At 64.5% G+C, this 24,795-nt stretch carries 21 protein-coding genes; 13 read left to right on the forward strand and 8 right to left on the reverse strand.

The annotated features are described in order from the left end of the window. Positions 1-235 precede the first annotated feature (235 nt). From aptA to mazG, 8 genes are all read left to right on the forward strand, one after another. Positions 236-1,564, forward strand: a complete 1,329-nt coding sequence (gene aptA, locus FR728_RS07195; protein WP_149891891.1) for an omega-aminotransferase AptA — start codon at positions 236-238, stop codon at positions 1,562-1,564. 165 nt (positions 1,565-1,729) lie between these two features. Then, complete coding sequence (locus FR728_RS07200) at positions 1,730-2,980, forward strand: Zn-dependent hydrolase (RefSeq protein ID WP_149891892.1); 1,251 nt, start codon at positions 1,730-1,732, stop codon at positions 2,978-2,980. Positions 2,981-3,120: 140 nt separating this feature from the next. Next, positions 3,121-3,393, forward strand: a complete 273-nt coding sequence (locus FR728_RS07205; RefSeq protein WP_280115335.1) for a GIY-YIG nuclease family protein — start codon at positions 3,121-3,123, stop codon at positions 3,391-3,393. A gap of 86 nt (positions 3,394-3,479) precedes the next feature. After that, positions 3,480-4,937 carry a dihydropyrimidinase gene (gene hydA, locus FR728_RS07210; RefSeq protein ID WP_149891894.1) on the forward strand — a complete coding sequence of 486 codons (1,458 nt, stop codon included), beginning with the start codon at positions 3,480-3,482 and terminating at the stop codon, positions 4,935-4,937. Positions 4,938-5,119: 182 nt separating this feature from the next. Beyond that, positions 5,120-5,959: an ABC transporter ATP-binding protein gene (locus tag FR728_RS07215; RefSeq protein WP_149891895.1), complete on the forward strand. Its 840-nt coding sequence runs from the start codon at positions 5,120-5,122 to the stop codon at positions 5,957-5,959. A gap of 243 nt (positions 5,960-6,202) precedes the next feature. Next, positions 6,203-7,102 carry an ABC transporter permease gene (locus tag FR728_RS07220; protein ID WP_149891896.1) on the forward strand — a complete coding sequence of 300 codons (900 nt, stop codon included), beginning with the start codon at positions 6,203-6,205 and terminating at the stop codon, positions 7,100-7,102. Further along, positions 7,099-8,241, forward strand: coding sequence for an ABC transporter permease (locus tag FR728_RS07225; protein ID WP_149891897.1), 1,143 nt, complete (start codon positions 7,099-7,101; stop codon positions 8,239-8,241). The genes FR728_RS07220 and FR728_RS07225 overlap by 4 nt, the downstream gene beginning before the upstream one ends. A gap of 291 nt (positions 8,242-8,532) precedes the next feature. Continuing rightward, entirely contained in the window at positions 8,533-9,366 is an 834-nt protein-coding gene (gene mazG / locus FR728_RS07230) for a nucleoside triphosphate pyrophosphohydrolase (RefSeq protein ID WP_149891898.1), read from the forward strand. 110 nt (positions 9,367-9,476) lie between these two features. Here mazG and hflX read toward each other — a convergent pair whose 3' ends face one another. From hflX to dusB, 8 genes are all read right to left on the reverse strand, one after another. Beyond that, positions 9,477-10,832, reverse strand: a complete 1,356-nt coding sequence (hflX, locus tag FR728_RS07235) for a GTPase HflX (RefSeq protein WP_149891899.1) — start codon at positions 10,830-10,832, stop codon at positions 9,477-9,479. A 27-nt stretch (positions 10,833-10,859) separates the two neighbouring features. Then, a complete protein-coding gene (gene hfq / locus FR728_RS07240; protein WP_149891900.1) occupies positions 10,860-11,117 on the reverse strand; it encodes an RNA chaperone Hfq in 258 nt (85 codons plus the stop codon). A gap of 550 nt (positions 11,118-11,667) precedes the next feature. After that, a complete protein-coding gene (gene trkA / locus FR728_RS07245; protein WP_149891901.1) occupies positions 11,668-13,044 on the reverse strand; it encodes a Trk system potassium transporter TrkA in 1,377 nt (458 codons plus the stop codon). 56 nt (positions 13,045-13,100) lie between these two features. Continuing rightward, on the reverse strand, positions 13,101-14,468 hold the full coding sequence (gene ntrX, locus FR728_RS07250) for a nitrogen assimilation response regulator NtrX (protein WP_149891902.1): 1,368 nt from the start codon (positions 14,466-14,468) through the stop codon (positions 13,101-13,103). Between the two features lie 6 nt (positions 14,469-14,474). Further along, positions 14,475-16,769, reverse strand: a complete 2,295-nt coding sequence (locus FR728_RS07255) for a sensor histidine kinase NtrY-like (RefSeq protein WP_149891903.1) — start codon at positions 16,767-16,769, stop codon at positions 14,475-14,477. 373 nt (positions 16,770-17,142) lie between these two features. Continuing rightward, positions 17,143-18,582 carry a nitrogen regulation protein NR(I) gene (ntrC, locus tag FR728_RS07260; RefSeq protein WP_149891904.1) on the reverse strand — a complete coding sequence of 480 codons (1,440 nt, stop codon included), beginning with the start codon at positions 18,580-18,582 and terminating at the stop codon, positions 17,143-17,145. 2 nt (positions 18,583-18,584) lie between these two features. Continuing rightward, positions 18,585-19,724 carry a two-component system sensor histidine kinase NtrB gene (locus FR728_RS07265; RefSeq protein ID WP_149891905.1) on the reverse strand — a complete coding sequence of 380 codons (1,140 nt, stop codon included), beginning with the start codon at positions 19,722-19,724 and terminating at the stop codon, positions 18,585-18,587. After that, positions 19,721-20,746 carry a tRNA dihydrouridine synthase DusB gene (gene dusB, locus FR728_RS07270; RefSeq protein WP_149891906.1) on the reverse strand — a complete coding sequence of 342 codons (1,026 nt, stop codon included), beginning with the start codon at positions 20,744-20,746 and terminating at the stop codon, positions 19,721-19,723. The genes FR728_RS07265 and dusB overlap by 4 nt, the downstream gene beginning before the upstream one ends. 174 nt (positions 20,747-20,920) lie before the next feature. Between dusB and ispD the strand changes: the two genes are divergently transcribed. From ispD to FR728_RS07295, 5 genes are all read left to right on the forward strand, one after another. Further along, positions 20,921-22,231: a 2-C-methyl-D-erythritol 4-phosphate cytidylyltransferase gene (gene ispD, locus FR728_RS07275; RefSeq protein WP_149891907.1), complete on the forward strand. Its 1,311-nt coding sequence runs from the start codon at positions 20,921-20,923 to the stop codon at positions 22,229-22,231. A 37-nt stretch (positions 22,232-22,268) separates the two neighbouring features. Next, the gene (locus FR728_RS07280; protein WP_149891908.1) at positions 22,269-22,823 is read left to right on the forward strand and encodes a CinA family protein; all 555 of its coding nucleotides are present in this window, start codon (positions 22,269-22,271) and stop codon (positions 22,821-22,823) included. A gap of 76 nt (positions 22,824-22,899) precedes the next feature. After that, on the forward strand, positions 22,900-23,412 hold the full coding sequence (locus FR728_RS07285) for a hypothetical protein (RefSeq protein WP_149891909.1): 513 nt from the start codon (positions 22,900-22,902) through the stop codon (positions 23,410-23,412). Positions 23,413-23,554: 142 nt separating this feature from the next. Continuing rightward, a complete protein-coding gene (locus tag FR728_RS07290) occupies positions 23,555-24,064 on the forward strand; it encodes a hypothetical protein (RefSeq protein WP_149891910.1) in 510 nt (169 codons plus the stop codon). 143 nt (positions 24,065-24,207) lie between these two features. Next, positions 24,208-24,777, forward strand: coding sequence for a hypothetical protein (locus tag FR728_RS07295; RefSeq protein ID WP_149891911.1), 570 nt, complete (start codon positions 24,208-24,210; stop codon positions 24,775-24,777). Positions 24,778-24,795: the final 18 nt, after the last annotated feature.

A 24,795-nucleotide genomic window follows, 5' to 3' on the forward strand; every position in this document is an offset into this window, starting at 1 on the left:
CTGGCACGACACCGCCCGAACGAAATAACATCGAGGGGTCTCAAGGCCCCCGGCCGTCAACGAACGGCCTTCCAGAGACACTTGTGCAGCGAGACCGCGCCGAAGGGCGTTGCCTCCTGCGGAAACAGCTTCGCAGATCCGCAAGGGTCCTCGCACGAGGGCCGGAGCGGAAAGCGAGTGGCGCAAACCAGCAGTCGGCCGACGCCTCTGACGCGTCCGGCCGCAAGGAGGAAGCATGTCCGGCGCGGCATCATCCCAAACCAACAATCTCGAAGCCTTCTGGATGCCGTTCACGGCAAACCGCCAGTTCAAGCAGAACCCGCGCATGTTCGTCGGTGCGAAGGACATGCATTACACCACCAGCGACGGCCGCCAGGTGCTGGATGCCACCGCAGGCCTGTGGTGCTGCAATGCCGGCCACTCCCGCCCGAAGGTGGTGGAAGCGGTGCAGAAGCAGGTTGCCGAGCTGGACTACGCGCCCGCGTTCCAGATGGGCCACCCCAAGGCCTTCGAGCTGGCCGCCCGGCTGGCTGCCCTCATGCCCAAGCCGCTGGACCACGTGTTCTTCACCAACTCCGGCTCCGAAAGCGTGGACACGGCCCTGAAGATCGCGCTCGCCTATCAGCGCGCCATCGGCCAGGGCACCCGCACCCGTCTGATCGGTCGCGAGCGCGGCTATCACGGCGTGGGCTTCGGCGGCATTTCCGTCGGCGGCATCGTCTCCAACCGCAAGACCTTCGGCACCATGCTGACCGGCGTGGACCACATGCGCCACACCCATGACCCGGCCCGCAATGCGTTCTCCCGCGGTATTCCGGAAAACGGCGCCGAATATGCGGAAGACCTGATCCGCATCATCCAGCTGCATGATCCCTCCACCATCGCTGCCGTGATCGTGGAACCGGTCGCCGGCTCCACCGGCGTGCTCATTCCGCCGAAGGGCTATCTGGAGCGCCTGCGCCAGATCTGCGACGACAACGGCATCCTGCTGATCTTCGACGAAGTCATCACCGGTTTCGGCCGTCTGGGCTCGCCCTTCGCCACCGACTTCTTCGGCGTCACGCCGGATCTGGTCACCACCGCCAAGGGCATCACCTCGGGCGTGATCCCGATGGGTGCGGTCTTCTGCGCCTCGAAGATCTACGAGGCCTTCATGACCGGGCCGGAGCACATGATCGAGCTCTTCCACGGCTACACCTATTCGGCGCACCCGATTGCCTGTGCAGCGGCCCTGGCCACCCTCGACACCTACGAGGAAGAAGGTCTGCTGACCCGCGCCTCCGAGCTCGCCCAGTACTGGGAAGACGGCCTGCATGGCCTGAAGGATTGCCCCAATGTCATCGACATCCGCAATCTCGGCCTGATCGGCGCCATCGAGCTGACCCCGATCGACGGCCAGCCCACCAAGCGTGCCTTCTCCGCCTTCCTCAAGGCCTATGACGACGGGCTGCTGATCCGCACCACCGGCGACATCATCGCCCTGTCCCCGCCACTGATCATCTCCAAGACCCAGATCGACGAGATCTTCGAGAAGCTGCGCAAGGTGCTCAACAGCATCGACTGACAGGCGAAAGCCACGCTCACCGGCGGGTCGGCCCCATGCCGATCCGCCGGGAGCCCGCACACGATCCTTCGGCCCGCCTGACGGGCCCAAGCCGGAAAACCGGCAAGAAATCAATCGACATTCAAGCGCCTTTCCAGACGCCTTACGCATACGAGGACTTGCAAGATGGCCGCACCAGGGGAAAACCTCCGCATCAACGGCGACCGGCTGTGGGACAGCCTGATGGACATGGCCAGGATCGGCCCCGGCATCGCCGGAGGCTGCAACCGCCAGACCCTGACCGATGAGGATGCGGAAGGCCGCAAGCTCTTCCAGACCTGGTGCGAAGAGGCCGGAATGACCATGGGCGTCGACAAGATGGGCACCATGTTCATGACCCGTCCTGGCACCGATCCGGATGCCCTGCCCGTCTATGTGGGGTCCCACCTCGACACCCAGCCCACCGGCGGCAAGTATGACGGCGTGCTCGGCGTGCTGGGCGCGCTGGAAGTCGTGCGCACCATGAACGACCTGGGCATCAAGACGAAGCACCCGATTGTCGTGACCAACTGGGCCAACGAGGAAGGCGCGCGCTTTGCTCCCGCCATGCTGGCTTCGGGCGTCTTTGCCGGTGTCCACTCCCTCGACTATGCCTATGGCCGAAAGGACCAGGAAGGTCTTACCTACGGCGATGAGCTGAAGCGCATCGGCTGGGACGGCGCGGAAGAGGTCGGCGCGCGCAAGATGCACGCCTATTACGAACTGCACATCGAGCAGGGTCCGATCCTCGAGGCTGAGGGCAAGGACATTGGCGTCGTCACCCATTGCCAGGGCCTTTGGTGGCTGGAATTCACCCTGACCGGCAAGGAGGCGCATACGGGCTCCACGCCCATGTCCATGCGCGTGAACGCGGGCCTCGCCATGGGGCGCATTCTGGAGATGGTGCAGGAGGTCGCGATGAGCGAGCAGCCGGGCGCCGTCGGCGGCGTCGGTCAGGTGAACTTCTCGCCCAATTCCCGCAACGTGCTTCCCGGCACGGTGATCTTCACCGTCGACATCCGCACCCCGGACCTTGAGAAGCTCAACCGCATGCGGGCGAAGATCGAGGCGGAAGCCGCCAGCATCTGCGACGGCCTCGGCGTGGGGTGCTCCGTGGAAGCCGTCGGTCACTTCGATCCGGTGACCTTCGCCCCCGAGCTGGTGGACAATGTCCGCAAGGCAGCCGAGCGGCTCGGCTACAGCCACATGAACATCATTTCGGGTGCCGGTCACGACGCCTGCTGGGCCGCCAAGGTGGCGCCTGCCACCATGATCATGTGCCCCTGTGTCGGCGGTCTCTCCCACAACGAGGCGGAAGAGATCTCCAGGGACTGGGCCGCCGCCGGCACGGACGTGCTGTTCCATGCCGTGGTCGAGACGGCGGGGATCGTGGAGTGAAAATGAGGTGACAGGGCAGGTCCCGGCTCAAGGCCGGGACAGCAGGGCATTCAATCCCGCCGCTGTCCCGGACGACCGAAGGGAGATCCGGGACCTGAACGCGGCATCAAGGAGCCTGGGGACTGAGCTATTTCGTCTATATCCTCGCGAACAAGCCACATGGAGCAATCTATGTCGGCAGCGCGCGGAACATGCGAAATAGACTTGAACAGCACCGTGCAGGCGTGCCCGGAAGTCACACCGGCCGATACAACATCAAGACGCTGGTTTATTTCGAAAGGCACGACCAGGTCTTCGAGGCGATTGAACGAGAGCGGCGTCTGAAGCGCTGGCGACGAGCGTGGAAGGACAAGTTGATCGAGGAGTTCAACCCGGCATGGACGGACATGTCGATGTTCATCCCGTTCGATTGAAAAGGTCCCCGGGGCAAGCCCGGGACGGCTCGGAAGGCTGAAATTGCCCAGAGCGGCCAAGGTTGAAAACATAAAGGGGAACAGCAATGGCATCGAAGGTGATCAAGGGCGGCACGGTTGTCACCGCCGACCTGACCTACAAGGCGGACGTGAAGATCGAGGGCGGAAAGATCGTCGAGATCGGCCCGAACCTGTCTGGTGACGAGACCCTGGACGCCACGGGCTGCTACATCATGCCGGGCGGCATCGATCCGCATACCCACCTGGAAATGCCCTTCATGGGCACCTATTCCGCCGACAATTTCGACAGCGGCACCCGGGCAGCCCTTGCCGGCGGCACCACCATGGTGGTCGACTTCGCCCTGCCCTCGCCCGACCAGTCGCTGCTGGAAGCCCTGCAGATGTGGGACAACAAGTCCTCCATGGCCCATTGCGACTATTCCTTCCACATGGCGATCACCTGGTGGGGCGAGAAGGTCTTCAACGAGATGGAGACCATCGTCCGCGAGAAGGGCATCAACACCTTCAAGCACTTCATGGCCTACAAGGGCGCGCTGATGGTGCAGGACGACGAGATGTATGCGTCGTTCAAGCGCTGCGCCGAACTTGGCGCCATGCCCATGGTGCATGCGGAAAACGGCGACGTTGTCGCCGATCTGTCCGCCCAGCTGCTGGCCGAGGGCAACAACGGCCCCGAAGCCCACGCCTATTCCCGCCCCACCCAGGTGGAGGGCGAGGCGACCAACCGCGCCATCATGATCGCCGACATGGCGGGCGTGCCGCTCTATGTGGTGCACACCTCCTGTGAAGAGGCCCATGAAGCCATCCGTCGGGCGCGCCAGGCCGGCAAGCGGGTCTTCGGCGAGCCGCTGATCCAGCACCTGACCCTGGACGAGAGCGAATACAGCAACCCGGACTGGGACCACGCGGCCCGGCGGGTCATGTCGCCCCCCTTCCGCAACAAGGCCCATCAGGACAGCCTCTGGGCAGGTTTGGCGGCTGGCTCCCTGCAGGTGGTCGCCACCGACCACTGCGCCTTCACCACGGACCAGAAGCGCTTCGGGCTGGGGGACTTCACCAAGATCCCGAACGGCACGGGCGGGTTGGAAGACCGCATGCCCATGCTCTGGACCTATGGGGTGAACACAGGGCGCATCACCATGAACGAGTTCGTGGCCGTGACCTCCACCAACATCGCCAAGATCATGAACATGTATCCGAAGAAGGGGGCGATGCTGGTGGGCGCCGATGCGGATCTGGTGGTCTGGGATCCGGAGAAGACCAAGACGATTTCCGCTGCCAGCCAGCAGTCGGCCATCGACTACAATGTCTTCGAGGGCAAGACCGTGAAGGGCCTGCCGCGCTTCACCCTCACACGTGGCCGTGTGGCCCTGGTGGACGGTGAGATCAAGCCGCAGCAGGGACATGGCGAATTCGTCAAGCGCGAGCCCTATCCGGCGGTCAGCAAGGCGCTGTCCACCTGGAAGGAACTGACCGCGCCGCGCAAGGTGGAACGCACCGGCATCCCGGCAACGGGCGTGTGAGGCTTCGCCGGCCGGGGCGGACGTGACGAACGACCGCCCCGGACGGCAGACTTGCCGCAAAGACACGAAGTTCAGGCCGCGCGATCAGGTTGACCGCATAGCCCCTTCGGGATAGCCAGCCGGCGCGACCTCTTGAACCGCAATCGGCCCGCCACGACAGGACAAGGACCCAAGGCACAGCAATGCAGGACATTCTCCACGCTCCGGATACCGGCCCTCTCAGCGCGGACGCCCGCTCCGTTTCGCGGCCGGTCATCGACATCCGCGACCTGTCGCTGACCTTCGAGACCAATGACGGTCCGGTGCATGCGCTGTCGAACATCGACCTGACCATCGGGAAGGGAGACTTTGTCTCCTTCATCGGTCCGTCCGGCTGCGGCAAGACCACGCTGCTGCGCGTGATCGCCGATCTGGAACAGAAGACCGGCGGTGAGATTACCGTAAACTCTACAACGCCGGAGAATGCCCGCCTCGACCGATCCTATGGCTATGTGTTTCAGGCGGCAGCACTCTATCCCTGGCGCACCATCGAGAAGAACATTGCCCTGCCGCTCGAGATCATGGGCCTGAGCAAGGCGGAACAGCGGGCGCGCATCGACAAGGTGCTGGCGCTGGTGGAGCTTTCCGACTTCGGCAAGAAGTTCCCCTGGCAGCTGTCCGGCGGCATGCAGCAGCGCGCAAGCATCGCCCGCGCGCTGGCCGTCGAGCCGGATCTGCTGCTGATGGATGAGCCCTTCGGCGCGCTGGATGAAATCGTCCGCGACCACCTCAACGACCAACTGCACCAGCTCTGGGCCAAGACCAACAAGACGGTGGTCTTCGTCACCCATTCGATCCCGGAAGCGGTCTATCTGTCGACCAAGATCGTCGTCCTCTGCCCCCGCCCGGGCCGGATCTATGACGTGATCGACAGCACCCTGCCGCGCGAGCGCACGCTGGACATGCGCGAGAGCGAGGAGTTCCTGAAGATCGCCCACCGCGTTCGCGAGGGCCTGAAGGCGGGGCATTCCTATGAGGATTGACCGCAGAATGCACCCTTCCCTCCGTCGTCATTCCGGGGCAAACCGCAGCCTCCTGCGTCTGCTGGATCCCCGCCAGCGCAGGGCGGGCGAGGAGGGACGAAAGACCATCAGCGCCCACTGCCGTCCCGAACGGAGCGTGAGCGCAGATGAGGGACCCCGTAACCATGGCATTTTCTGCCTGAACGCCCGCAGGGTCCCGGCTCAAGGCCGGGAAGGCGCGGAGAGTGCGGGGGCACGTCGGCCATGACCCGCTCTTCGCCCCTCTCCCGCCTTGCCGCCGGCACAACGCTGCCCGTGGTCACCGTGGTGCTTGCCATCATCGCGCTCTGGTATGTGGCGGCGGTGGCCCTCAACACGCCGTTCCAGCGCGACACCTATGAGCGCGCAGGACAGACCGATGTGCCGATGAGCCTGCTCATCACCGATACGCTGACCCAGAAGCGCCCGGTCCTGCCCGCGCCGCACCAGGTGCTGGAGGAAATTTGGGACACCACGGTGAACAAGGCGGTGACCTCCAAGCGGTCGCTCGTCTATCACGCCTGGATCACCCTCTCGACCACCCTGCTCGGCTTCGTCATCGGCACGAGCCTCGGCATCCTGCTGGCGGTGGGCATCGTTCATTCCGGCGTGCTCGACAAGTCGCTCATGCCCTGGATCATCACGTCCCAGACCATCCCGATCCTCGCCATCGCGCCGATGATCATCGTGGTGCTGAATTCCATCGGCGTCACCGGTCTGTTGCCCAAGGCGATGATTTCCACCTACCTGTCCTTCTTCCCCGTGACGGTGGGCATGGTGAAGGGGCTGCGGTCGCCGGAGATCATCCATCTGGACCTGATGCACACCTATTCGGCCACCCGGCTGGAGACGTTCTTCAAGCTGCGCCTGCCCTATGCCTTGCCCTATCTCTTCACCTCCATGAAGATCGGCATCGCCTCGTCGCTGGTCGGCGCCATCATCGGCGAATTGCCCACCGGTGCGGTGGCGGGCCTCGGAGCCCGGCTTCTCGCCGGTTCCTACTATGGCCAGACCACGCAGATCTGGTCGGCGCTCCTCATGGCGTCCCTGCTGGCAGGCGTCCTGGTGGGCGTGATCGGCCTTATCGAACGCAGTGTCCTCAAGCGCATGGGAATGGCATCATGAGCGCGATTGCCTCACGCAGATCCTCCATCACCCTGTCGATGATGCTGTCCTGGGGTGTCGTGGCCCTGGTTGCTCTCGGCCTCGTGACCACCACCTTCACGCCGGACATCTCGCCCCTCGATGCCCCGGCGCTGGCCGCCTGCCTCGGACTGCTCGGTATTCTCGGCGTGCGGTTTGGCCTGGGGCTCGCCCATCACCGGATCGGGGACATTGCGCTTGGGGTGGTCACCACGCTCGCCTGCGGCTTTCTGCTGCGTGCCACGGCCGACCATGCGGGCGCGGCCACGACCGGCTTCTTCTTCCTGCTGCTGGCTGCTTGGGGCGCGGCCTGGCTCTTCATCGAGCGGCTGGCGGCCTGGAAATTGAAGGGCGCCGGCGCCAAGGCGCTCAACCTCGCGATCCCCGTGCTCTTCGGCATCTGGGTGCTGGTGGTTTGGGAGCTGGTGACCGTCGGCCTTGGGGTGCCGAAGGTGCTGCTGCCCGCGCCGTCCGACATCTGGACCCGGCTCATCGGCTCGGTTCCCATTCTCTGGGCCGACTTCCGCCAGACCTTCCTCAAGGCGGTAATCGTCGGCTATGTGCTGGGCTGTGGGTCCGGTTTCCTTGCGGCGATCGCGGTCGACCGGGTGCCGTTCCTGCGGCGGGGCCTCATGCCCATCGGCAATCTGGTGTCGGCCCTGCCCATCGTCGGCGTGGCGCCGATCATGGTCATGTGGTTCGGCTTCGACTGGCCCTCGAAGGCGGCGGTGGTCATCATCATGACCTTCTTCCCCATGCTGGTGAACACGGTGGCCGGGCTTGCCGCATCGGATGCCATGCAGCGCGACCTGATGCGCACCTATGCCTCCAGCTACGGCCAGACCCTCACCAAGCTGCGCCTGCCCATGGCCATGCCCTTCATCTTCAACGCCCTGAAGATCAACTCCACCCTGGCGCTCATCGGCGCCATCGTGGCGGAATTCTTCGGCACGCCCATTGTCGGCATGGGCTTCCGCATTTCCACTGAAGTGGGGCGCATGAATGTGGACATGGTCTGGGCGGAAATCGCCGTGGCAGCCCTCGCCGGATCGCTCTTCTACGGTGCCGTGGCGCTGCTGGAGCGGGCCGTCACCTTCTGGCATCCGTCGATCCGGGGGTAGCATGGACGTGGAAGGCCAAGCCTCGCTGCATTGGCTCTCCTTGCGATGATGTCAGGGAGTGTGTTCGGGCTCTGCATCTACTGGAATGGATGGCAGCGAAGGAAACCTGCATCAGCAGACTGTTCCCCACAGGAGCGTCTTGCCATGGCTTGACCTTTGCTTGACCGGACCTTGACCGGGGCATCCATGCCGTTTCATTACTGAAAAATACCCCTCATATCTCGTGGCAGAAGTCACGGCATGAATTGCCGGATCAAGTCCGGCAGTGACGACAGAAAGATGCAAGGACCCATGAAACCCGGACGCGACGTTTCCCGCCTTGTCGAGATCATGGCCGCGCTGAGAACCCCGGTCACCGGCTGCCCCTGGGATCTGGAACAGACCTTCGAGACCATCGCCCCCTATACGCTTGAAGAGGCCTATGAGGTGGCGGATGCGATCCGTCGCGACGACATGGAGAACCTGCAGGAGGAGCTGGGCGACCTGCTGCTCCAGGTGGTCTATCACGCCCAGATGGCCGACGAGGAGCACCTCTTCAACTTCGCCGATGTGGTGGAAGGCGTCACGGCCAAGATGATCCGCCGCCACCCGCATGTCTTCGGCGACGAGCATGGCGACAAGCCGGAGCTGGTCAAGGGCATCTGGGACCGGATCAAGGCCGAAGAAAAGGCGCAAAAGGCCGCCCGCCGCGCTGCCATGGGACTGGAGGACGGGCCGAAGCGCTTCCTCGACGAGGTGCCGGCCAATTTCCCTGCCCTGGTGGAGGCGGAAAAGCTGCAGCGCCGGGCGTCCCGGGTCGGCTTCGACTGGGGTGATCCGGTGCCAGTGCTGGCGAAGATCCGCGAGGAAACCCACGAGCTGGAAGCAGAGCTGACCTCAGACCAGCCGGACCGGGCGCGCATCGAGGACGAGCTGGGCGACACGCTCTTCGCCCTGGCCAATCTGGCCCGGCATCTGGACATCGACCCGGAAGCCGCCCTGCGGCGCACGAACCACAAGTTCCGCACCCGCTTCGCCGCCATCGAGGACCGGGCGGAGGCGACCGGCACCACGCTGGAGGCCATGAGCCTGGACGAGATGGAAGCCGCCTGGCAGGCCGCCAAGGGCGCGCCTCAGGAGACATAGGCCGCGCGGGCCGATCCGGACATGAAAAAGGCGGAGGCTCGATTGGAGCCTCCGCCTTTTTTCGTATTCGCTTGGCAGCATCCGAGACCGCTGCCTCTCCGGCAGGCGCCCTATTCCACCAGATAGCTGGCGAAGGCGCTGCGGAAGGGCCCGCGCTGCTTGTCGGTGACGCGCACCTGCGCCTCGACGAAATCCTCCCCGTCCGTGCGGTCCAGCACCTGGGAAAGCTGGTAGAGCTGGGCGAGCAACAGACCTTCTGCCACCGGAATACGCACCACGAAGACGTCGTCATGCAGGGCGATGAAGGCGTCGATGCGGTTGTAGAGCGTGTCGAGCCCCTCGCCGGTCAGGGCGGAGAGGGCGATGGCCCCTTCCCCGCTGGCGCTCTGCTCGTCCAGCAACTTCTGGCGATAGACCGGATCCAGATTGTCGATCTTGTTCCAGACCTCGACCACGGGCGCCCCGGTGGCCGGATTGACCCCGAGGTCATCGAGGGTCTTCTTCACGTCCATGGCCTGGGCGTCGCTGTCCGGGTGCGAGATATCGCGCACATGCAGGATCAGATCCGCTTCCAGAACCTCTTCGAGGGTCGCACGGAAGGCGGCCACCAGATGGGTCGGAAGATCGGAAATGAAGCCCACCGTGTCGGAGAGGATCACCTCCCGTCCATGGGGCAGCCGGATCTTGCGCAGGGTCGGATCCAGCGTTGCAAAAAGCAGATCCTTGGCGAAGACATTGGCCTCCGTCATCCGGTTGAACAGGGTCGACTTGCCGGCGTTGGTGTAGCCGACGAGCGCCACCACCGGCTGCGGGATCTTCTTGCGCTTCTTGCGGTGCAGGTCGCGGGTGCGGCGCACGCCTTCCAGCTGCTTCTGCAGGGCCAGGATCCGGTCCTGGATCTGACGCCGGTCGGCCTCGATCTGGGTTTCGCCGGGCCCGCCCATGAAGCCTGCGCCCCCGCGCTGACGTTCCAGGTGGGTCCAGGAGCGCACGAGCCGGCTCTTCTGCCAGGTGAGGTGGGCCAGATCGACCTGCAGGCGGCCTTCCTTGGTGCGCGCCCGGTCGCCGAAGATTTCCAGGATCAGACCGGTCCGGTCGATCACCTTGGTCTTCAGGTTCTTTTCCAGGTTGCGCTGCTGCACGGGGGTGAGCGGATGATCGATGACCACCAGATCCAGCTCTTCGGCTGCCACCATCCCGGCCAGTTCCTCCACCTTGCCCTCTCCGAAGAGCGTGGCAGGGCGTGGAGCGTTGATGCGCACGACCGCAGCGTGAACGATGTCGAGATTGATGGCCGCAGACAGGCCGACGGCCTCGTCGAGGCGGGCTTCCGGTGTGCGCAGATGGCGCAGTCCGTCGTCCCCTGCGGCATGGCGGCCGGTCAGCACCGGCTCCACGATCATTGCGCGATAAGGCTGCGGGCGGCGATCAAATCCTCCCTGATCGCCGCCCGAACCCGAACTCATGTCGCTTTCGCGAGATTTGGAAGTCAATCAGCTACCCGCCTTCTCGGCGCCTTCGTCGGTCGGCTCGAACAGCTGGACCGGGGCGTTGGGCATGATCGTGGAAATGGCGTGCTTGTATACGAGCTGGGAGTGACCGTCCCGGCGCAGCAGCACGCAGAAATTGTCGAACCAGGTCACAACCCCCTGCAGCTTGACCCCGTTGATCAGGAAGATCGTCAGGGGGGTCTTCTGCTTGCGGACGTGGTTCAGAAACGTGTCTTGCAGATTTTGTGCGCGCTCAGCCATCTGTTTTTTATCCTGTTTCGACCGGGCACGGCCGGGCACCCGATAGTTTTCGTTCTCAATGTCATGGGGCCCTAAACACAAATCTGCCGCCCCAATCGACTTCCCCTCTTTATTGCTCCTCTTGAGCGGGTGTTTCTCGCCACCCTGCCCCGCGGAACAATCATCGAAGTCGACCAATACCCTAACATTACAGCCCGGTTAGGTGGAAAGTGCACCCTCACCGATTCTGTCGCAGTATGCACAGCTTAGTGAAAATCCACCGCGTCCCTGCCCCCGGCGCTGAAACGGCGATGCATCCTGCCTCGCAAACTGGTCGCAGAAAAGCGGCGCCAAAGGTCTTGGGAAACCTCTGCACGCCCGATCCCTTGCAACCGGCAAGTTGAAATCCCTACCGAGATCTACCTAAGCCAAGGGCGCCCCAAAGATCAAGTGCCTCGCGAAGAGGAATGACCGAGGGTGTTCACCTGCTTTCTGGCCGCGCGCAGGTTTTTGCGCGGCGCCGCCAAGATCTGCCCGGAGCGAACCCTGCGGCCGGCAGCAATCTCCCGGCTCAGAAGAACTCGAGGCTGACCCGGAACATCTGCTCCACCTGGCGCACCCTCGACGCAATGGCGAAGATGACGATCCGGTCCTGGGCCTGGATCTGGAAGCTGCCGTTGGGGGTGTAGACCTTGCCGTTGCGATAGACCGCTCCGATGCGGATGCCGGTCGGCAGGTCGATGTCGCGCAAGGGGCGCCCGACCAGCGGCGAGGTGTCGAGCGCTTCGGCCTCCACCACTTCCGCCGCGCCGTTCTGGAGCGAATGCACCCCGCGGATACGGCCCCGGCGCACGTGCTGCAGGATCTTCGAAATGGTCACCGCACGGGGATTGATGAAGGCATCGATGCCGAGCGCGGAGGTGAAGGCCGGATAGCTCGGGTTGTTGAGCAGCGACAGGTTGCGGCGGCAGCCGAGCTTCTTGGCCATGACGCAGGAGAGGATGTTGACCTCGTCGTCATTGGTCAGCGCCACCATCGTGTCGGCGGTACTCACGTCCGCCTCGTCCAGGATGCCCTGATCCAGCGCGCTGCCATGAAGAATGACCGAGCGCTTCAGCTCGTCGGCGACGGCGACCGCCCGCTCGCGGGAGGCCTCGATCAGCTTGACGCGGGTGTTGGACTGGCGGCTTTCCAGCGCACGGGCCACATAGAGACCGATGTTGCCACCGCCTGCGATGACCACCCGGCTCGCTTCCGGCTCCTCGTGACCGAAGATGCCGAGGGTGCGGCGCACCTGATCGCGCTTGGCCACCACATAGGCCAGATCGCCCACCAGCAGGCTGTCGGAGCTGGAAGGCACGAAGAGCTTGTTGTTGCGGTAAACGCCGACCACCACCGCCCCGAGATCGGGGAAGAGCTCGGTCAGCTGGCGCAGCGGCGTGTCCACCACCGGGCAGTCGTCCTCGATGGTGATGCCGACGGTCACCACCTGATCGTCGGCAAAGCGGACGGTTTCCACCGCCCCCGGCAGGGCAAGGCGGCGCAGCACCATTTCGCCCACTTCGATTTCCGGCGAGATGATCACGTCGATCGGCATGTTCTCGCGGGAGAACAGGCTCTGCCAGCGGCCCTGCAGATAGCTCTGGGAGCGAATGCGGGCGACTTTGGTGGGCACGTTGAAAAGGGAATGGGCCACCTGGCAGGCGACCATGTTCACCTCGTCATAGAGGGTCACGGCGATGATCATGTCCGCTTCCTCGGCACCGGCTGCCGCCAGTACGTCCGGATGGGCACCGTGACCGACAAAGCCGCGCACGTCGAGCTGATCGCCGATGGCGTTGATGAGCTTCGGCGAGGAGTCGATCACCGAGACATCGTTCTGCTCGGCTGCCAGCCTTTCGGCAATCCCGTAACCCACCTGGCCGGCGCCGCAAATGACCACCTTCATGATCGAGACCCTCGATTGACTTGCCCTAGGACAGATCCCTTAGCAGAGCTGGCCGGTCAGGACAGCCCCAAACTCTTCAATTTGCGGTGGAGGGCGGAGCGCTCCATGCCGACGAATTCGGCCGTCCGCGAAATATTGCCGTCAAAGCGCTTGATCTGGGCCTGCAGGTAATCCCGCTCGAAGATCTCGCGCGCCTCGCGCAGGGGCATGGACATGAGCTGCTCGCCGCCGCCATTGCTGGCCAGACCGGGCAGCATGGCGCCCACCTCCGCCGGCAACAGATCGGCGGTCACCGGCTGGTCCGGTTCGCCGCGCGCCAGGATCAGCAGGCGCTCCACGTTGTTGCGAAGCTGGCGCACGTTGCCCGGCCAGTCATGGGTCTGGAGCACCGCCATGGCATCGGCGCCGATCTCGCGCACCGGAATGCCGGAGGCGGCCGATACCTGCTCGACGAAATAATTCACCAGGGTCGGAATGTCCTCCCGGCGCTCGGCCAGTCCCGGCACCCGCAGGGGCACGACTCCCAGGCGGTGGAACAGGTCCTGACGGAAGGTGCCCGCCACGATCTCGCCTTCCAGATCCTTGGCGGTGGATGACAGGATGCGCACGTCGACCTGGACCTTCCGCGCCCCACCGAGACGGGAGAAGCTCTGCTCCACCAGCACCCGCAGGATCTTGCCCTGGGTCTCCAGCGGCATGTCGCCGACTTCGTCGAGGTAGAGCGTGCCGCCGTGGGCCTCTTCCAGCGCACCGACCTTGCGGATGTTGCCATCCTGGTCCTCGATGCCGAAGAGCTCCTCCTCCATCCGGTCGGGCGTGATGGTGGCCGCGTTGATGACGACGAAGGGGCTGCGGGCGCGGGCCGACAGATCGTGGATCATGCGGGCCGCCAGTTCCTTGCCCGACCCGGACGGACCGGAGATCAGCACCCGGCTGTTGGTGGCCGCGATCCTGTCGATGGCCTGACGCAGCTGGTTGGCCGCACTGGAGCTGCCCACCATGCCGTCGGCAGACCCGGTCTTCTGCTTCAGCTCGCGGTTTTCCCGGCGCAGGCTGGAGGCTTCCAGCGCGCGTTCGACGATCAGGATCAGGCGGTCGGTCTTGAAGGGCTTCTCGATATAGTCATAGGCCCCGCGCTTGATGGCGGAAACGGCGGTTTCCACATTGCCGTGACCGGAGATGATGACGACCGGCAGGTCCGGATCCATTTCCTTCAGCGCATCCAGCACGCCGAGCCCGTCCAGCCGGCTCCCCTGCAGCCAGATGTCGAGCACCACGAGGGACGGCCGGCGCTCCTTGACCGCGGCAATGGCCGTGTCGCTGTCGCTGGCCATGCGAGTGCCGTAGCCCTCGTCGTCCAGGATCCCGGAAATCAGTTCGCGGATGTCCTTTTCGTCATCCACGACGAGAATGTCATGTGCCATGTGTCGTCACGCTGTCTCTTCGTGACGGTCGACCCCGGGGGTCGGACCGCCGTCCTCGTTCTCCATGGCAACCGCGGACAGGGTCAGGCGCACCAGGCACCCGGTTTCGCCCAGTTCCCGATCCGGCGCGTCGAGCAGCTCAATGCCGCCGCCATGGTCTTCCAGAATCTTGCGGACGATGGCGAGGCCGAGCCCCGTCCCCTTCTCCCGCGTGGTCATGTAGGGCTCCAGCAGGCGCTGCCGGTTTTCCTGGGGCAGACCGACCCCATTGTCGCGCACGTCGACCACGATGCGCTCGCCCTGACGGGACAGGGTCACGCGGATCCTGCCCTTTGCCGGCTCGCTCGCCGGCGCGTAGGAGTCCGTGGCCGCCGCGGCTTCCGCCGCCAGCCGCCCCTCGATGGACTCCGCCGCATTCTTGATGACATTGGTCAGCGCCTGCCCGACGAGGCGCTGGTCGAAGATCGCTTCGACCGGCTCGTCCGGCAGGACCGTCTCGATCTCGATCTCCGCATTGGCCACCGTCTGCATGAAGGCGGCTTCGCGCAGGATGTTGCGCATGTCGGCCCGTGTCTTGCTGGGCTTGCGCATGCGCGCGAAGGATGAAAACTCGTCCACCATCTGGCCGATGTCGCCGACCTGCCGGATGATCGTGTCGATGCACTGGTCGAAGACCCCGCGGTCCTCCTCGATCTTCTTGCCATAGCGGCGGCGGATGCGCTCGGCCGAGAGCTGGATCGGGGTCAGCGGGTTCTTGATCTCGTGGGCAATGCGGCGCGCCACATCCGCCCAGGCGGAATTGCGCTGCGCCGAGACAAGATCGGTGATGTCGTCGAGGGTGACCACATAGCCGTGCTCGCGCCGGGTCGACTGTTCGGAGGTCAGACGCACGATGACGATGCGCTGGCGGCCGCCGCGAGCGATTTCGAGCTGGGTCTCGTGGAACCGCTCGTGATCGCGCTCGCGGGCATGGGCGAGGAATTCCGTCAGCTCGGGCAGGATCTCGGTCAGCGGCTGGCGGAGGATCTGCATCTCCTCCATGTCGAGGAGGATCTGGGCGGAGCGGTTGACCAGCGCGATGGTCGCATCATCGTCGATGCCGATCACCCCGGTGGAAACGCCCGCCAGAACCGCCTCGTTGAAGCGGCGGCGGCGGTCGATCTGCTCGTTGGCGGCCAGAAGCGCATCACGCTGGCCAACCAGCTGGCCTGTCATCTTGTTGAAGGTCTGGCCGAGATTGGCAAGGTCCCCCTCGGAGCGGTTGGTTTCCACCTTGACCGAGAGATTGCCCTTGGACACCTCGTCGGCCGCCGAAATCAGGGTGCGGATGGGCGCGACAAGACCGTTCGCGAAGCCGAAGCCGATCCAGATCGCCGACAGCAGCAGGATCAGCGCGACGCCGAGATAGACCAGCGCGAAGGCGACCTGCACGCCGAAGCGGGCCCCTTCCAGTTCCTTGTAGGCGGAGGCCCCCTCCTCTGCCAGGCGCTGGTATTCGATCACCCGCGGGTCGATCGCCCGCACGCCATAGAGATAGAGATCGTTGTAGGCGGCGAGTTTCACGACCCCGCCGACAAGATTGGAATTGCCCGGAGCAATCAGGATCGGCTCGCCGGACTGGGCCTTCTCGAGGCTCTGCTGGGGGGGCTGGAGAATGTTGATGCGTGGATCGCGCACCACGCGGGTGATCACCGCGCCCTTCGCGTCGACGATGAAGGCGGCCAGCAGCCCGCGGACGGAGGCCTGGGCGTTGAAGAAGGCATCGAAGCGGGTCGGCTCGAAGTCATAGACCGTGCGGGCCCGGTCCACGTCATTGCCCATGGCGATGATGTCGCCGCGCAACACACGCGCATGTTCCTGCAGATAGGCCTGGGCCACGACCAGCGCATTGTCGATGATCTGGCGGGTGCGTTCCTCGAACCAGCGGTCAAGCCCGCGGTCGAGGGTGATGGCGGCCAGAATCGCCAGCAGAAGCGCCGGAACGGCGGCCACGAAACTGAACAGGGTGACGATGCGCACATGGAGACGGGCAGCGGCGCGGCCTCGCCGGCGCGCATTGAGCAGCTTGCCGATCTCCCAGCCGATGGTGAGCAGCAGAAGCACCGCGAGCGTGCCGTTGACGCTCATCGCCGTCCAGATGACCTTCTGGGTCGGCGCGATGGCCGTCATGCCGGTGAGGATGAAGAAGGTGATGCCAATGGAGACCAGGGCGATCAGCATGATGGCGAGCCCGATCCGGCGCCCCAGCTTGCCGCTGGAGACCTGAGCCCCGACTGCACCCTGTACCGTTCCCAAGATCATCGGTCCCCGTCTGCACCCTCTTTCGACCGCCTCTCCGGCAGCCGAGCCGCTGCAACTGACCCGCGACGGGATCCCGCTGCAACACAATTGCCACAAGCTGTTGCCGAATTGCGACATTGTCAGGGCACGCAGGGACTGTCCACCCATTGTTGCCGGATCGCTTTTGGAAAACCTGACCTAACGGTCAAATCCGAGACAGGCTGGACAGGGAAACCGTCGCCTCTAAGGATCCACCGGCCATTTCGGTCAGTTGCAGGGGCAGACGGCCGGCGCGAATGACCCTGTGATTCTCAACGTCACACATGCCCGGCATGCCAACGGCCGCCTCGGGATCCCGGGCGGCCGTTGTGCTGTTTCTCAAAATTCCAGTGGCTCAGCGCGAGGAGCGCATCACCTGGACGTCGAGATCGCGGATCTTCTTGCGCAGGGTGTTGCGGTTGACGCCAAGCAGTTCTGCCGCCTTGATCTGATTGCCCCGGGTGGCGGCGAGAGCCGCACTGATCAGCGGATACTCCACCTCCCGCAGGATGCGGTGATAGAGGCCCGGAGGCGGCAGGGCGTCGCCATAATTCTCGAAATAGCCGCCAAGATAACGCTCGACCGCAGCCCCCAGATTGATGGTCTCCGAGCCGTCCTCTTCCAGCGGCGAGGTGCTCGGCTGGCTGAGTTCCTGCTCCAGCAGGCTCTCGGAAATCACGTCCTGGGGATAGAGCGCGGCCAGACGGCGCACGAGGTTTTCCAGCTCACGCACGTTGCCCGGCCAGCGATAGCGGCGCAGGAGATTGAGCGCGCCCTGGTCCAGCTGCTTGGAGGGAAGCCCTTCCTTCTCCGCCAGCGAGAAGAAGTGGCGCACCAGATCGCCGATGTCCTCGGCGCGCTCGCGCAACGGCGGGAGGCGGATCGGCACCACGTTCAGGCGGAAATACAGATCCTCGCGGAAGAGCCCCTGATTGATCAGGTGCCGCAGATCCTTGTTGGTGGCCGCAACGATGCGCACATCGGTCTTGATCGGGGTCCGGCCACCGACGGTGGTGTATTCGCCCTGCTGCAACACGCGCAGAAGCCGGGTCTGGGCTTCCATCGGCATGTCACCGATTTCATCGAGGAACAGGGTGCCGCCATCGGCCTGCTCGAAGCGGCCCGAAGAGCGGTTCTGCGCGCCGGTGAAGGCGCCCTTCTCGTGCCCGAACAGCTCGGCCTCGATCAGGTCGCGCGGGATGGCGGCCATGTTGATCGCCACGAAGGGGCCGTTGCGACGCTTGCCGTAATCATGCAGCGCGCGCGCGACCAGCTCCTTGCCGGTGCCGGATTCGCCGTTGATCATGACCGTCAGATCCGTCTGCATCAGGCGGGCGAGCACCCGGTAGATGTCCTGCATGGCAGGCGAGCGGCCGACCAGCGGCATGCCTTCGGACAGGTCGTCGCCTTCCACCTTGCGGGCGAGCTTCGGCTCCTCGAGGGCGCGGCTCACGATGCCGGTCAGCTCCTTCAGGTCGAAGGGCTTCGGCAGGTATTCGTAGGCCCCCTTCTCGGACGCGCGGATCGCGGTCATGAAGGTGTTCTGGGCACTCATGACGATGACCGGCAGGTCGGGGCGCAGCTTCTTCATGCGCGGCAGCACGTCGAAGATGTTCTCGTCTGGCATGACCACGTCGGTGATCACCAGATCGCCGTCGCCGGAGGAGACCCAGCGCCACAAGGTGGTGGCGTTGGACGTCAGGCGAACCGTGTAGCCGGCCCGGGAAAGGGCCTGGTTGAGCACGGTCCGGATGGCTGCATCGTCATCTGCGACGAGGATGGTGCCGCTTGGCATGATCACTTCTGTCCTGTCACTGGGCCGCCGTCAGTCTCGACGAAGGCGGGCATGAGAATTCTGAAGACGGTCCGGCGGGGCTGGCTGTCGCATTCGATCACACCACCATGGTCGCCGATGATCTTGGCAACCAGTGCCAGACCCAGGCCGGAACCATTGGTCTTGGTGGTGATGAAGGGTTCGAACAGATGCGGCAGCAGGTCCTCCGGCACGCCGGGGCCATTGTCGTAGACGCAATACTCAAGCGGCAGGCTGACCCGCTCGTCGGTGCCCGGCACCGAGAGGCGGATCCCCGGCCGGAAGGCCGTGGTGACGCGGATCTCACCATCCGGATCGTCGCCAATGGCTTCCGAGGCGTTCTTGATCAGGTTCAGGAACACCTGGATCAGCTGATCCTTGTTGGCGAAGACCGGCGGGAGCGACGGGTCATAGGCCTCGACGATCCGCTTGTTGCGGGCAAAGCCGTTGTCGGCCAGCCGCTTCACGTGGTCGAGTACCACATGGATATTCACCGGCTCGCGCTCGATCGGGCGCTCGTCGGAGAAGACCTCCATCCGGTCCACAAGCTTGACGATCCGGTCGGTCTCGTCGGTGATGAGGCGGGTCAGCGGCCGGTCGGCGTCGGGCACGGACTGTTCCAGCAGCTGGGCCGCGCCGCGGATCCCCGAGAGCGGGTTCTTGATCTCGTGGGCGAGCATGGCCGCCAGGCCGGTCACAGTGCGCGCAGCCCCCCGGGACGTCAACTGGCGGTCGATCTTCTCCGCCATGGTCTTTTCCTGGAACATAAGCACCACGGCACCGGGACGATCCGGCACGGGAGAGGCATTGATGTCCACGACCTTGGGCGCGCCGATGCGCGGAGACCCGATGTCGACCTTGTATTCGTTGACCGCCGCACCCCGTTCGCGCACCTGCTCCAGCAGGGTGAGCAACGGGCTGCCGAAAGGCACGAAATATTCGATCGGATGCCGCTGCATCATGGAGACCGAGCAGCGCATGAAGATCTCTGCGGCCATGTTGGCAGTCTCGATCACCCCGTCGGGGGCGACGAGCAGGACCGGATGAGGCAGAGCGTCGAGAATCGTCGGGCCATCGCTGGCCAGCGCTTCGGCCCGGCCCTTGGAGAGACTTTCAGGGGTCATGCGGCGCTCCGGGTTTCGAGGGCGGAGAACCAGCTTCCCAGCAGGCCCAGGACCTCCTGCGGATTGCTGCTTGTCAGAAGCGCGCGGCGGAAGGCCGGGTCCTCGGCAGATCCGGCGGGCGCGACCTCCAGGTACCAGCCCAGATGCTTGCGGGCGATGCGCAGGCCCGCATGGGTTCCGTAATGCTGCAAGATGTCCTCGTAATGCTCGGCCACCAGGGCCGCGAAATCGGCGCCCTGCGGCGCTTCGCCTTCCTGCCCCGTGGCCAGGAAGCGGCTGACGGTTCCGGGCAGCCATGGACGCCCGTAGGCCCCGCGCCCGATCATCACCGCGTCGGCACCGGACCGGCGCAGCATCTCCACCGCATCGGCAGAGCTGCGACAGTCGCCATTGGCCACGACCGGTATGGAGACGGCCTGCTTGATGCCGGCAATGGCGTCCCAGTTGGCGTCGCCCTTGTAGAACTGCTGGCGGGTGCGGCCGTGGACGGTGACCATCTGCACGCCAGCGGCTTCCGCCCGGCGCGCCAGATCGGCCGCATTGAGAGAGGTCTCGTCCCAGCCGAGACGCATCTTCACGGTGACCGGCACATCGACGGCGGCCACGGTGGCGTCAATCAGGGTCAGGGCATGATCGAGGTCGCGCATGAGCGCGGAGCCGGAATAGCCGCTCGTCACCTTCTTGGCGGGACACCCCATGTTGATGTCGATGATCTGGGCCCCTGCCCCGGCCACGACCTTGGCCGCCTCGCCCATGAAACGGGCCTCGCGTCCGGCCAGCTGCACCACATGCAGACCGTCGGCCTGGGCCTCGGCGCGCATCTGGGTTTCCGCGTCACCCTTCACGAAACTTTCGCAGGCGACCATTTCACTGATCACCAGGCCTGCACCGAACCGGGCCGCGATGCGACGGAACGGCAGGTCGCTGACGCCGGACATGGGCGCCAGAAAGGCCCGGGCGGGCAGCTCGTACGGACCGACCTGAAGAGGCCCCAATCTGGGAGAGACGTTTGAACTGCTCATAACCTGTGCAACCCTGTTATTGCCTATACCGTAGCCATTTTTTGCGCTGCCACAAGAGGCAATCCGCTCTAAACGCGCCCGCGGCTTGATAAAATTGCGTTTTGCCTGTTTCAAAGGCGTTTCGCTTGTGGGACGATGCGCACCCGCAGCAAGACTGACCTGACGAGAGCAAACATGACGAGACACGTGGCGGCGCTGGTCGTCGCCGCCGGACGCGGTACGCGGCTCGCCCGCACGCCGCAGGATCTGCCCAAGCAATACAGGCACGTGGCCGGAGTTCCCGTCCTCACCCACACGCTGCGGGCTGTTCTGTCCTGTGGCCGTATAACGAAGACCGCCGTGGTTATCCACCCGGACGACCACTTGCATTACGCTGCGGCGATTGCTCCTTTGAGCGAGAGCGAACGCGCGCGCCTTCTTGCCCCCATCGAGGGCGGGGCGACCCGGCAGGTCTCCGTCCACAACGGCCTCACCGCTTTGACGGCCGACAGCCCGCGCCCGGAGCAGGTGCTCATTCACGATGCAGCGCGCCCCTTCACCCCGAGCGAGGTGTTCGCCGCCTGTCTCGATGCACTCGACGGGGGCGCTACGGCCGCGCTGGCCGCCCTGCCCGTCTTTGACACGCTGAAACGTGCCGAGACGACGGAGGGTGGACGGCTTGATACGGTGGACCGCACCAATCTCTGGGCCGCACAGACCCCACAGGGCTTCGCCTTCGATGCGATCCTGCGCGCCCACGAAAGGGCAGCAGCAGAAGGCCGCGACGACTTTACCGACGACACGGGCCTTGCCGAATGGCAGGGCCATCCGGTAACCCTCACGCTCGGCGCGTCCGACAGTTTCAAGATCACCACACAGCAGGACCTGGTCCGCGCCGAGGACCTGCTGCGCCTGCGCCGGGACCGGTCAGCTGCTCCGGTCCCGCTCCCAGAGAACTCCGAAGAGAACCGATCCATGGCGTCTTCCTCCCCTCAATGGTCCCTTGCCGCACTTGCTGCCCTGCCTGACGTGCGGGTCGGTCAGGGCTATGACGTGCACGCCTTCGAGGACGGTGACGCGGTCATTCTGGGCGGGGTCAGCGTGCCCCACGACCGCAAGCTGAAAGGCCACTCCGATGCGGATGTGGCCCTGCATGCGCTGACCGACGCCATTTTCGGCGCACTGGCCGATGGGGACATCGGCAGCCATTTCCCACCCTCCGATCCGCAGTGGAAGGGCGCTGCCTCTGACCAGTTCCTTGTCTATGCCCTCGATCGGCTGCGGGCGCGTGGCGGCCTGCTGGCCCATGCGGATGTCACGCTGATCTGCGAAGCTCCGAAGATCGGGCCAGTGCGCGAGGCGCTGCGTGCCTCGATCGCCCGGATCTGCGAGATTCCGGTCGGCCGCGTCGCCGTGAAGGCCACAACATCGGAGCGGCTCGGCTTCACCGGCCGCAAGGAGGGCATCGCCTGCATGGCAGCCGCCACCATCCGCCTGCCCTTCTGAAAGCCCCGCCATCTGCCGACCGGAAAAGGAGAAGGTGATGATCGACGCTCCGACCCTCCCTGCAACCGTTCCTTCCTGGGACGAGCTTGAGGATCTGGCCGAAAGGCTCATTCCGGCCCTGGCAGAGCGCGGGCTCACGGTGGCGACGGCCGAATCCTGCACCGGCGGCCTGATCAGCGGCGTCCTGACCGCCATCTCCGGCTCCTCCGCCGTGGTGGACCGGGGACTGGTGACCTATTCCAATCAGGCCAAGCAGGACCTTCTCGGGGTGAAGGACGAGACGCTTGCCCGCCACGGGGCGGTCAGCGCGGAAGTTGCCGCAGAGATGGCCAGCGGCGCGCTCGCCAATGCGCGCACGGATATTGCCGTGTCCGTGACCGGGATTGCGGGGCCCGGCGGTGGCTCAGAAGAGAAGCCGGTCGGCACGGTCCATTTCGGGCTGGCCGTGAAAGATCAGGAGACCTGCACCTTCCACATGGTCTTCGAAAAACTTGACCGGAAAGGTGTCCGTTATTCCACGGTGCTCTACGCTTTACTGATCATTTCAAATTTGATCAAACTGCCTAAGGAGACCTCAAGGGCTTTGCCCTAGGATTTTTGTCAATGTGATTGAAATTGTCCCGGGAGCGACCAGATCCGTGAGAGAATATCCCGCAAGACTGCGCCGATTGAGCGGCATCTTCGCGAGCCTCGTGGCGAGCGCGTTGCCCCTTTCTGGAACCTCCGCGGCCCAGCAAGAGCTGCCGACGCCGGGCGACACCTACCTGATCTCCCGGGATCGGGGCGGCGAGTTCACCGGCAGCCACAAGATCTATCCGTCCAGTTCCGACGGGCTGTATCAGGTCACCTATTGCGGGCGGGCCTATTATGTCCTGCCCTATACGGTGGCCTGGACCCAGCTGGAGGTGGAGAACAAGCGCGCGGTCAAGGTCGAGTATAATTTCGGAAAGGGCTGGCGCCCGCTCTGCGACAATCCCGACCAGCAGGTAACCCTCGCCAATCTCGGGATCGCGCTGGATGCGGCCGAGGTGGTTGCCGCCTATCGGCGCCTGGCCGAGGATCCGGCGAGCAGCGCCCCCTCCCATGGCGGAAACCGGTTCAGCGCCATTTCCAAGGCGTTCCGTGAGAAACCGGAAGAGACAGGGAATTCCTCGGCCAGCGGCAGCTATCACGCCAATTAAAGCACCCGTTTTCTCAACTTGCGTAAAGTCTTAGACATGTTCTTGGGAAAATCGTGACAGCTGCGCTTTAGACTGCGAGCCTGACAATCTAGGTTCGAGGTCTCGGTCGGCGCAAGCGGCCAGCTTTTCGGGATCAAAGTACATGCGTCATCCGGTCAGCATCCATGCCAGGAGCTTTGGTCTCCAGCGCCCGCTTCTCGTTCTCGCAGCGCTTGCCGCGATGACCACGGGCGCGCTTGCCGAAACCATCCTTGTTCCGGACTATTTCCTCATTTCCCGTGACCGGGAGGGGAACTTTGTCGGCAGCCACAAGATTTTCGACGAGCAGGGACCGGACATGCGCGAAGTCCGCTATTGCGGCCGAACCTACTGGGTCCGGCCCGTGACCGTAGCCTGGACCGAGGTCGAAGTGGACAATGCGAACAAGGTTCGCGTCGAGTTCAACAAGGGCCTCGGCTGGCGTCCGATCTGCGACGAACCGGAAAAGCAGGTCACCCTGCGCGATCTTGGCATTGACGAAAACGCCCGCACGGTCCTGCGCACCGATGGCCGCTATCTGGACTCCGTCAATCGCTTTGCCGCGATCCGCGACAGCTTCCAGCTGTCCAAGACCGGCAACGACCGGCAGAAGACCACCTATCACGACGAATGAATCTCGCACAGGCACCCACCGCAGCGCACAAGAGCGCGGCTCAAGGCGTTTGCGAAAGGTTAAGACAAGTTTGCTCTGCTTGAGTGCGGGTGAGAAGCGTCCTGGCGACAGGCCGAGACGCGACCGGACACGGAGCAACCTTGATGGCAGCGACCCCACACACCCATGGCACCCGGACAGTCATTGCGCAGCAGCGCGGCCGGCCCCTTTCGGCCGCAACAGCCGCGTGCGCGCATCCGAATGCTGCCGCTCCGGCGCTGATGGGACGCCTGCTTGCGATCACGCTGACCGCCTGCGCAGCGCTGATCCTTGCCGCGCCCCCTGCCCCGGCCAACGAAACCCCGCAGATCGATTCCGATTTTTACATCCGCTCTGAAAATTCCAACGGCAGCTTCAACGGCTACCAGCAGATCTCCCAGACCAAGCGCCCCGGCTTCGTGAAGGTGAGCTATTGCGGTGAAACCTACTGGGTGCGACCGGCAACCGTACTGTGGACGGAGACGGAGGCTGAAGCCGGCCGGACACTGACGGTGGAGCGCAACGAGGCCAGCGATCGGGCTATCGTCTGCCAGTCGCCGCAGCTGCAGGTGAAGCTTGAGGACCTTGGCCTCTCCAAGGGGGAGCTGGCGGAGATCCGGCGCAACAACTCCGGCGTCAACATGAAGGCCAGCCGCATGCGGGTGATCCGCGACGCCTTCCAGGGCTTCAAGTAAGCCCCGACGTCTCAGCCT

This window comes from Roseibium aestuarii, from assembly GCF_008477545.1.
In the GTDB taxonomy this organism is placed as follows: Bacteria; Pseudomonadota; Alphaproteobacteria; order Rhizobiales; family Stappiaceae; genus Roseibium; species Roseibium aestuarii.

What these genes read in the sequence shown, in the direction of transcription:
- aptA (WP_149891891.1), top strand. Translation starts at nt 236, where the DNA reads ATGTCCGGCGCGGCATCATCCCAAACCAACAATCTCGAAGCCTTCTGG.
- FR728_RS07200 (WP_149891892.1), top strand. Translation starts at nt 1,730, where the DNA reads ATGGCCGCACCAGGGGAAAACCTCCGCATCAACGGCGACCGGCTGTGG.
- hydA (WP_149891894.1), top strand. Translation starts at nt 3,480, where the DNA reads ATGGCATCGAAGGTGATCAAGGGCGGCACGGTTGTCACCGCCGACCTG.
- FR728_RS07215 (WP_149891895.1), top strand. Translation starts at nt 5,120, where the DNA reads ATGCAGGACATTCTCCACGCTCCGGATACCGGCCCTCTCAGCGCGGAC.
- FR728_RS07220 (WP_149891896.1), top strand. Translation starts at nt 6,203, where the DNA reads ATGACCCGCTCTTCGCCCCTCTCCCGCCTTGCCGCCGGCACAACGCTG.
- FR728_RS07225 (WP_149891897.1), top strand. Translation starts at nt 7,099, where the DNA reads ATGAGCGCGATTGCCTCACGCAGATCCTCCATCACCCTGTCGATGATG.
- mazG (WP_149891898.1), top strand. Translation starts at nt 8,533, where the DNA reads ATGAAACCCGGACGCGACGTTTCCCGCCTTGTCGAGATCATGGCCGCG.
- hflX (WP_149891899.1), bottom strand. Translation starts at nt 10,832, where the DNA reads ATGAGTTCGGGTTCGGGCGGCGATCAGGGAGGATTTGATCGCCGCCCG.
- hfq (WP_149891900.1), bottom strand. Translation starts at nt 11,117, where the DNA reads ATGGCTGAGCGCGCACAAAATCTGCAAGACACGTTTCTGAACCACGTC.
- trkA (WP_149891901.1), bottom strand. Translation starts at nt 13,044, where the DNA reads ATGAAGGTGGTCATTTGCGGCGCCGGCCAGGTGGGTTACGGGATTGCC.
- ntrX (WP_149891902.1), bottom strand. Translation starts at nt 14,468, where the DNA reads ATGGCACATGACATTCTCGTCGTGGATGACGAAAAGGACATCCGCGAA.
- FR728_RS07255 (WP_149891903.1), bottom strand. Translation starts at nt 16,769, where the DNA reads ATGATCTTGGGAACGGTACAGGGTGCAGTCGGGGCTCAGGTCTCCAGC.
- ntrC (WP_149891904.1), bottom strand. Translation starts at nt 18,582, where the DNA reads ATGCCAAGCGGCACCATCCTCGTCGCAGATGACGATGCAGCCATCCGG.
- FR728_RS07265 (WP_149891905.1), bottom strand. Translation starts at nt 19,724, where the DNA reads ATGACCCCTGAAAGTCTCTCCAAGGGCCGGGCCGAAGCGCTGGCCAGC.
- dusB (WP_149891906.1), bottom strand. Translation starts at nt 20,746, where the DNA reads ATGAGCAGTTCAAACGTCTCTCCCAGATTGGGGCCTCTTCAGGTCGGT.
- ispD (WP_149891907.1), top strand. Translation starts at nt 20,921, where the DNA reads ATGACGAGACACGTGGCGGCGCTGGTCGTCGCCGCCGGACGCGGTACG.
- FR728_RS07280 (WP_149891908.1), top strand. Translation starts at nt 22,269, where the DNA reads ATGATCGACGCTCCGACCCTCCCTGCAACCGTTCCTTCCTGGGACGAG.
- FR728_RS07290 (WP_149891910.1), top strand. Translation starts at nt 23,555, where the DNA reads ATGCGTCATCCGGTCAGCATCCATGCCAGGAGCTTTGGTCTCCAGCGC.
- FR728_RS07295 (WP_149891911.1), top strand. Translation starts at nt 24,208, where the DNA reads ATGGCAGCGACCCCACACACCCATGGCACCCGGACAGTCATTGCGCAG.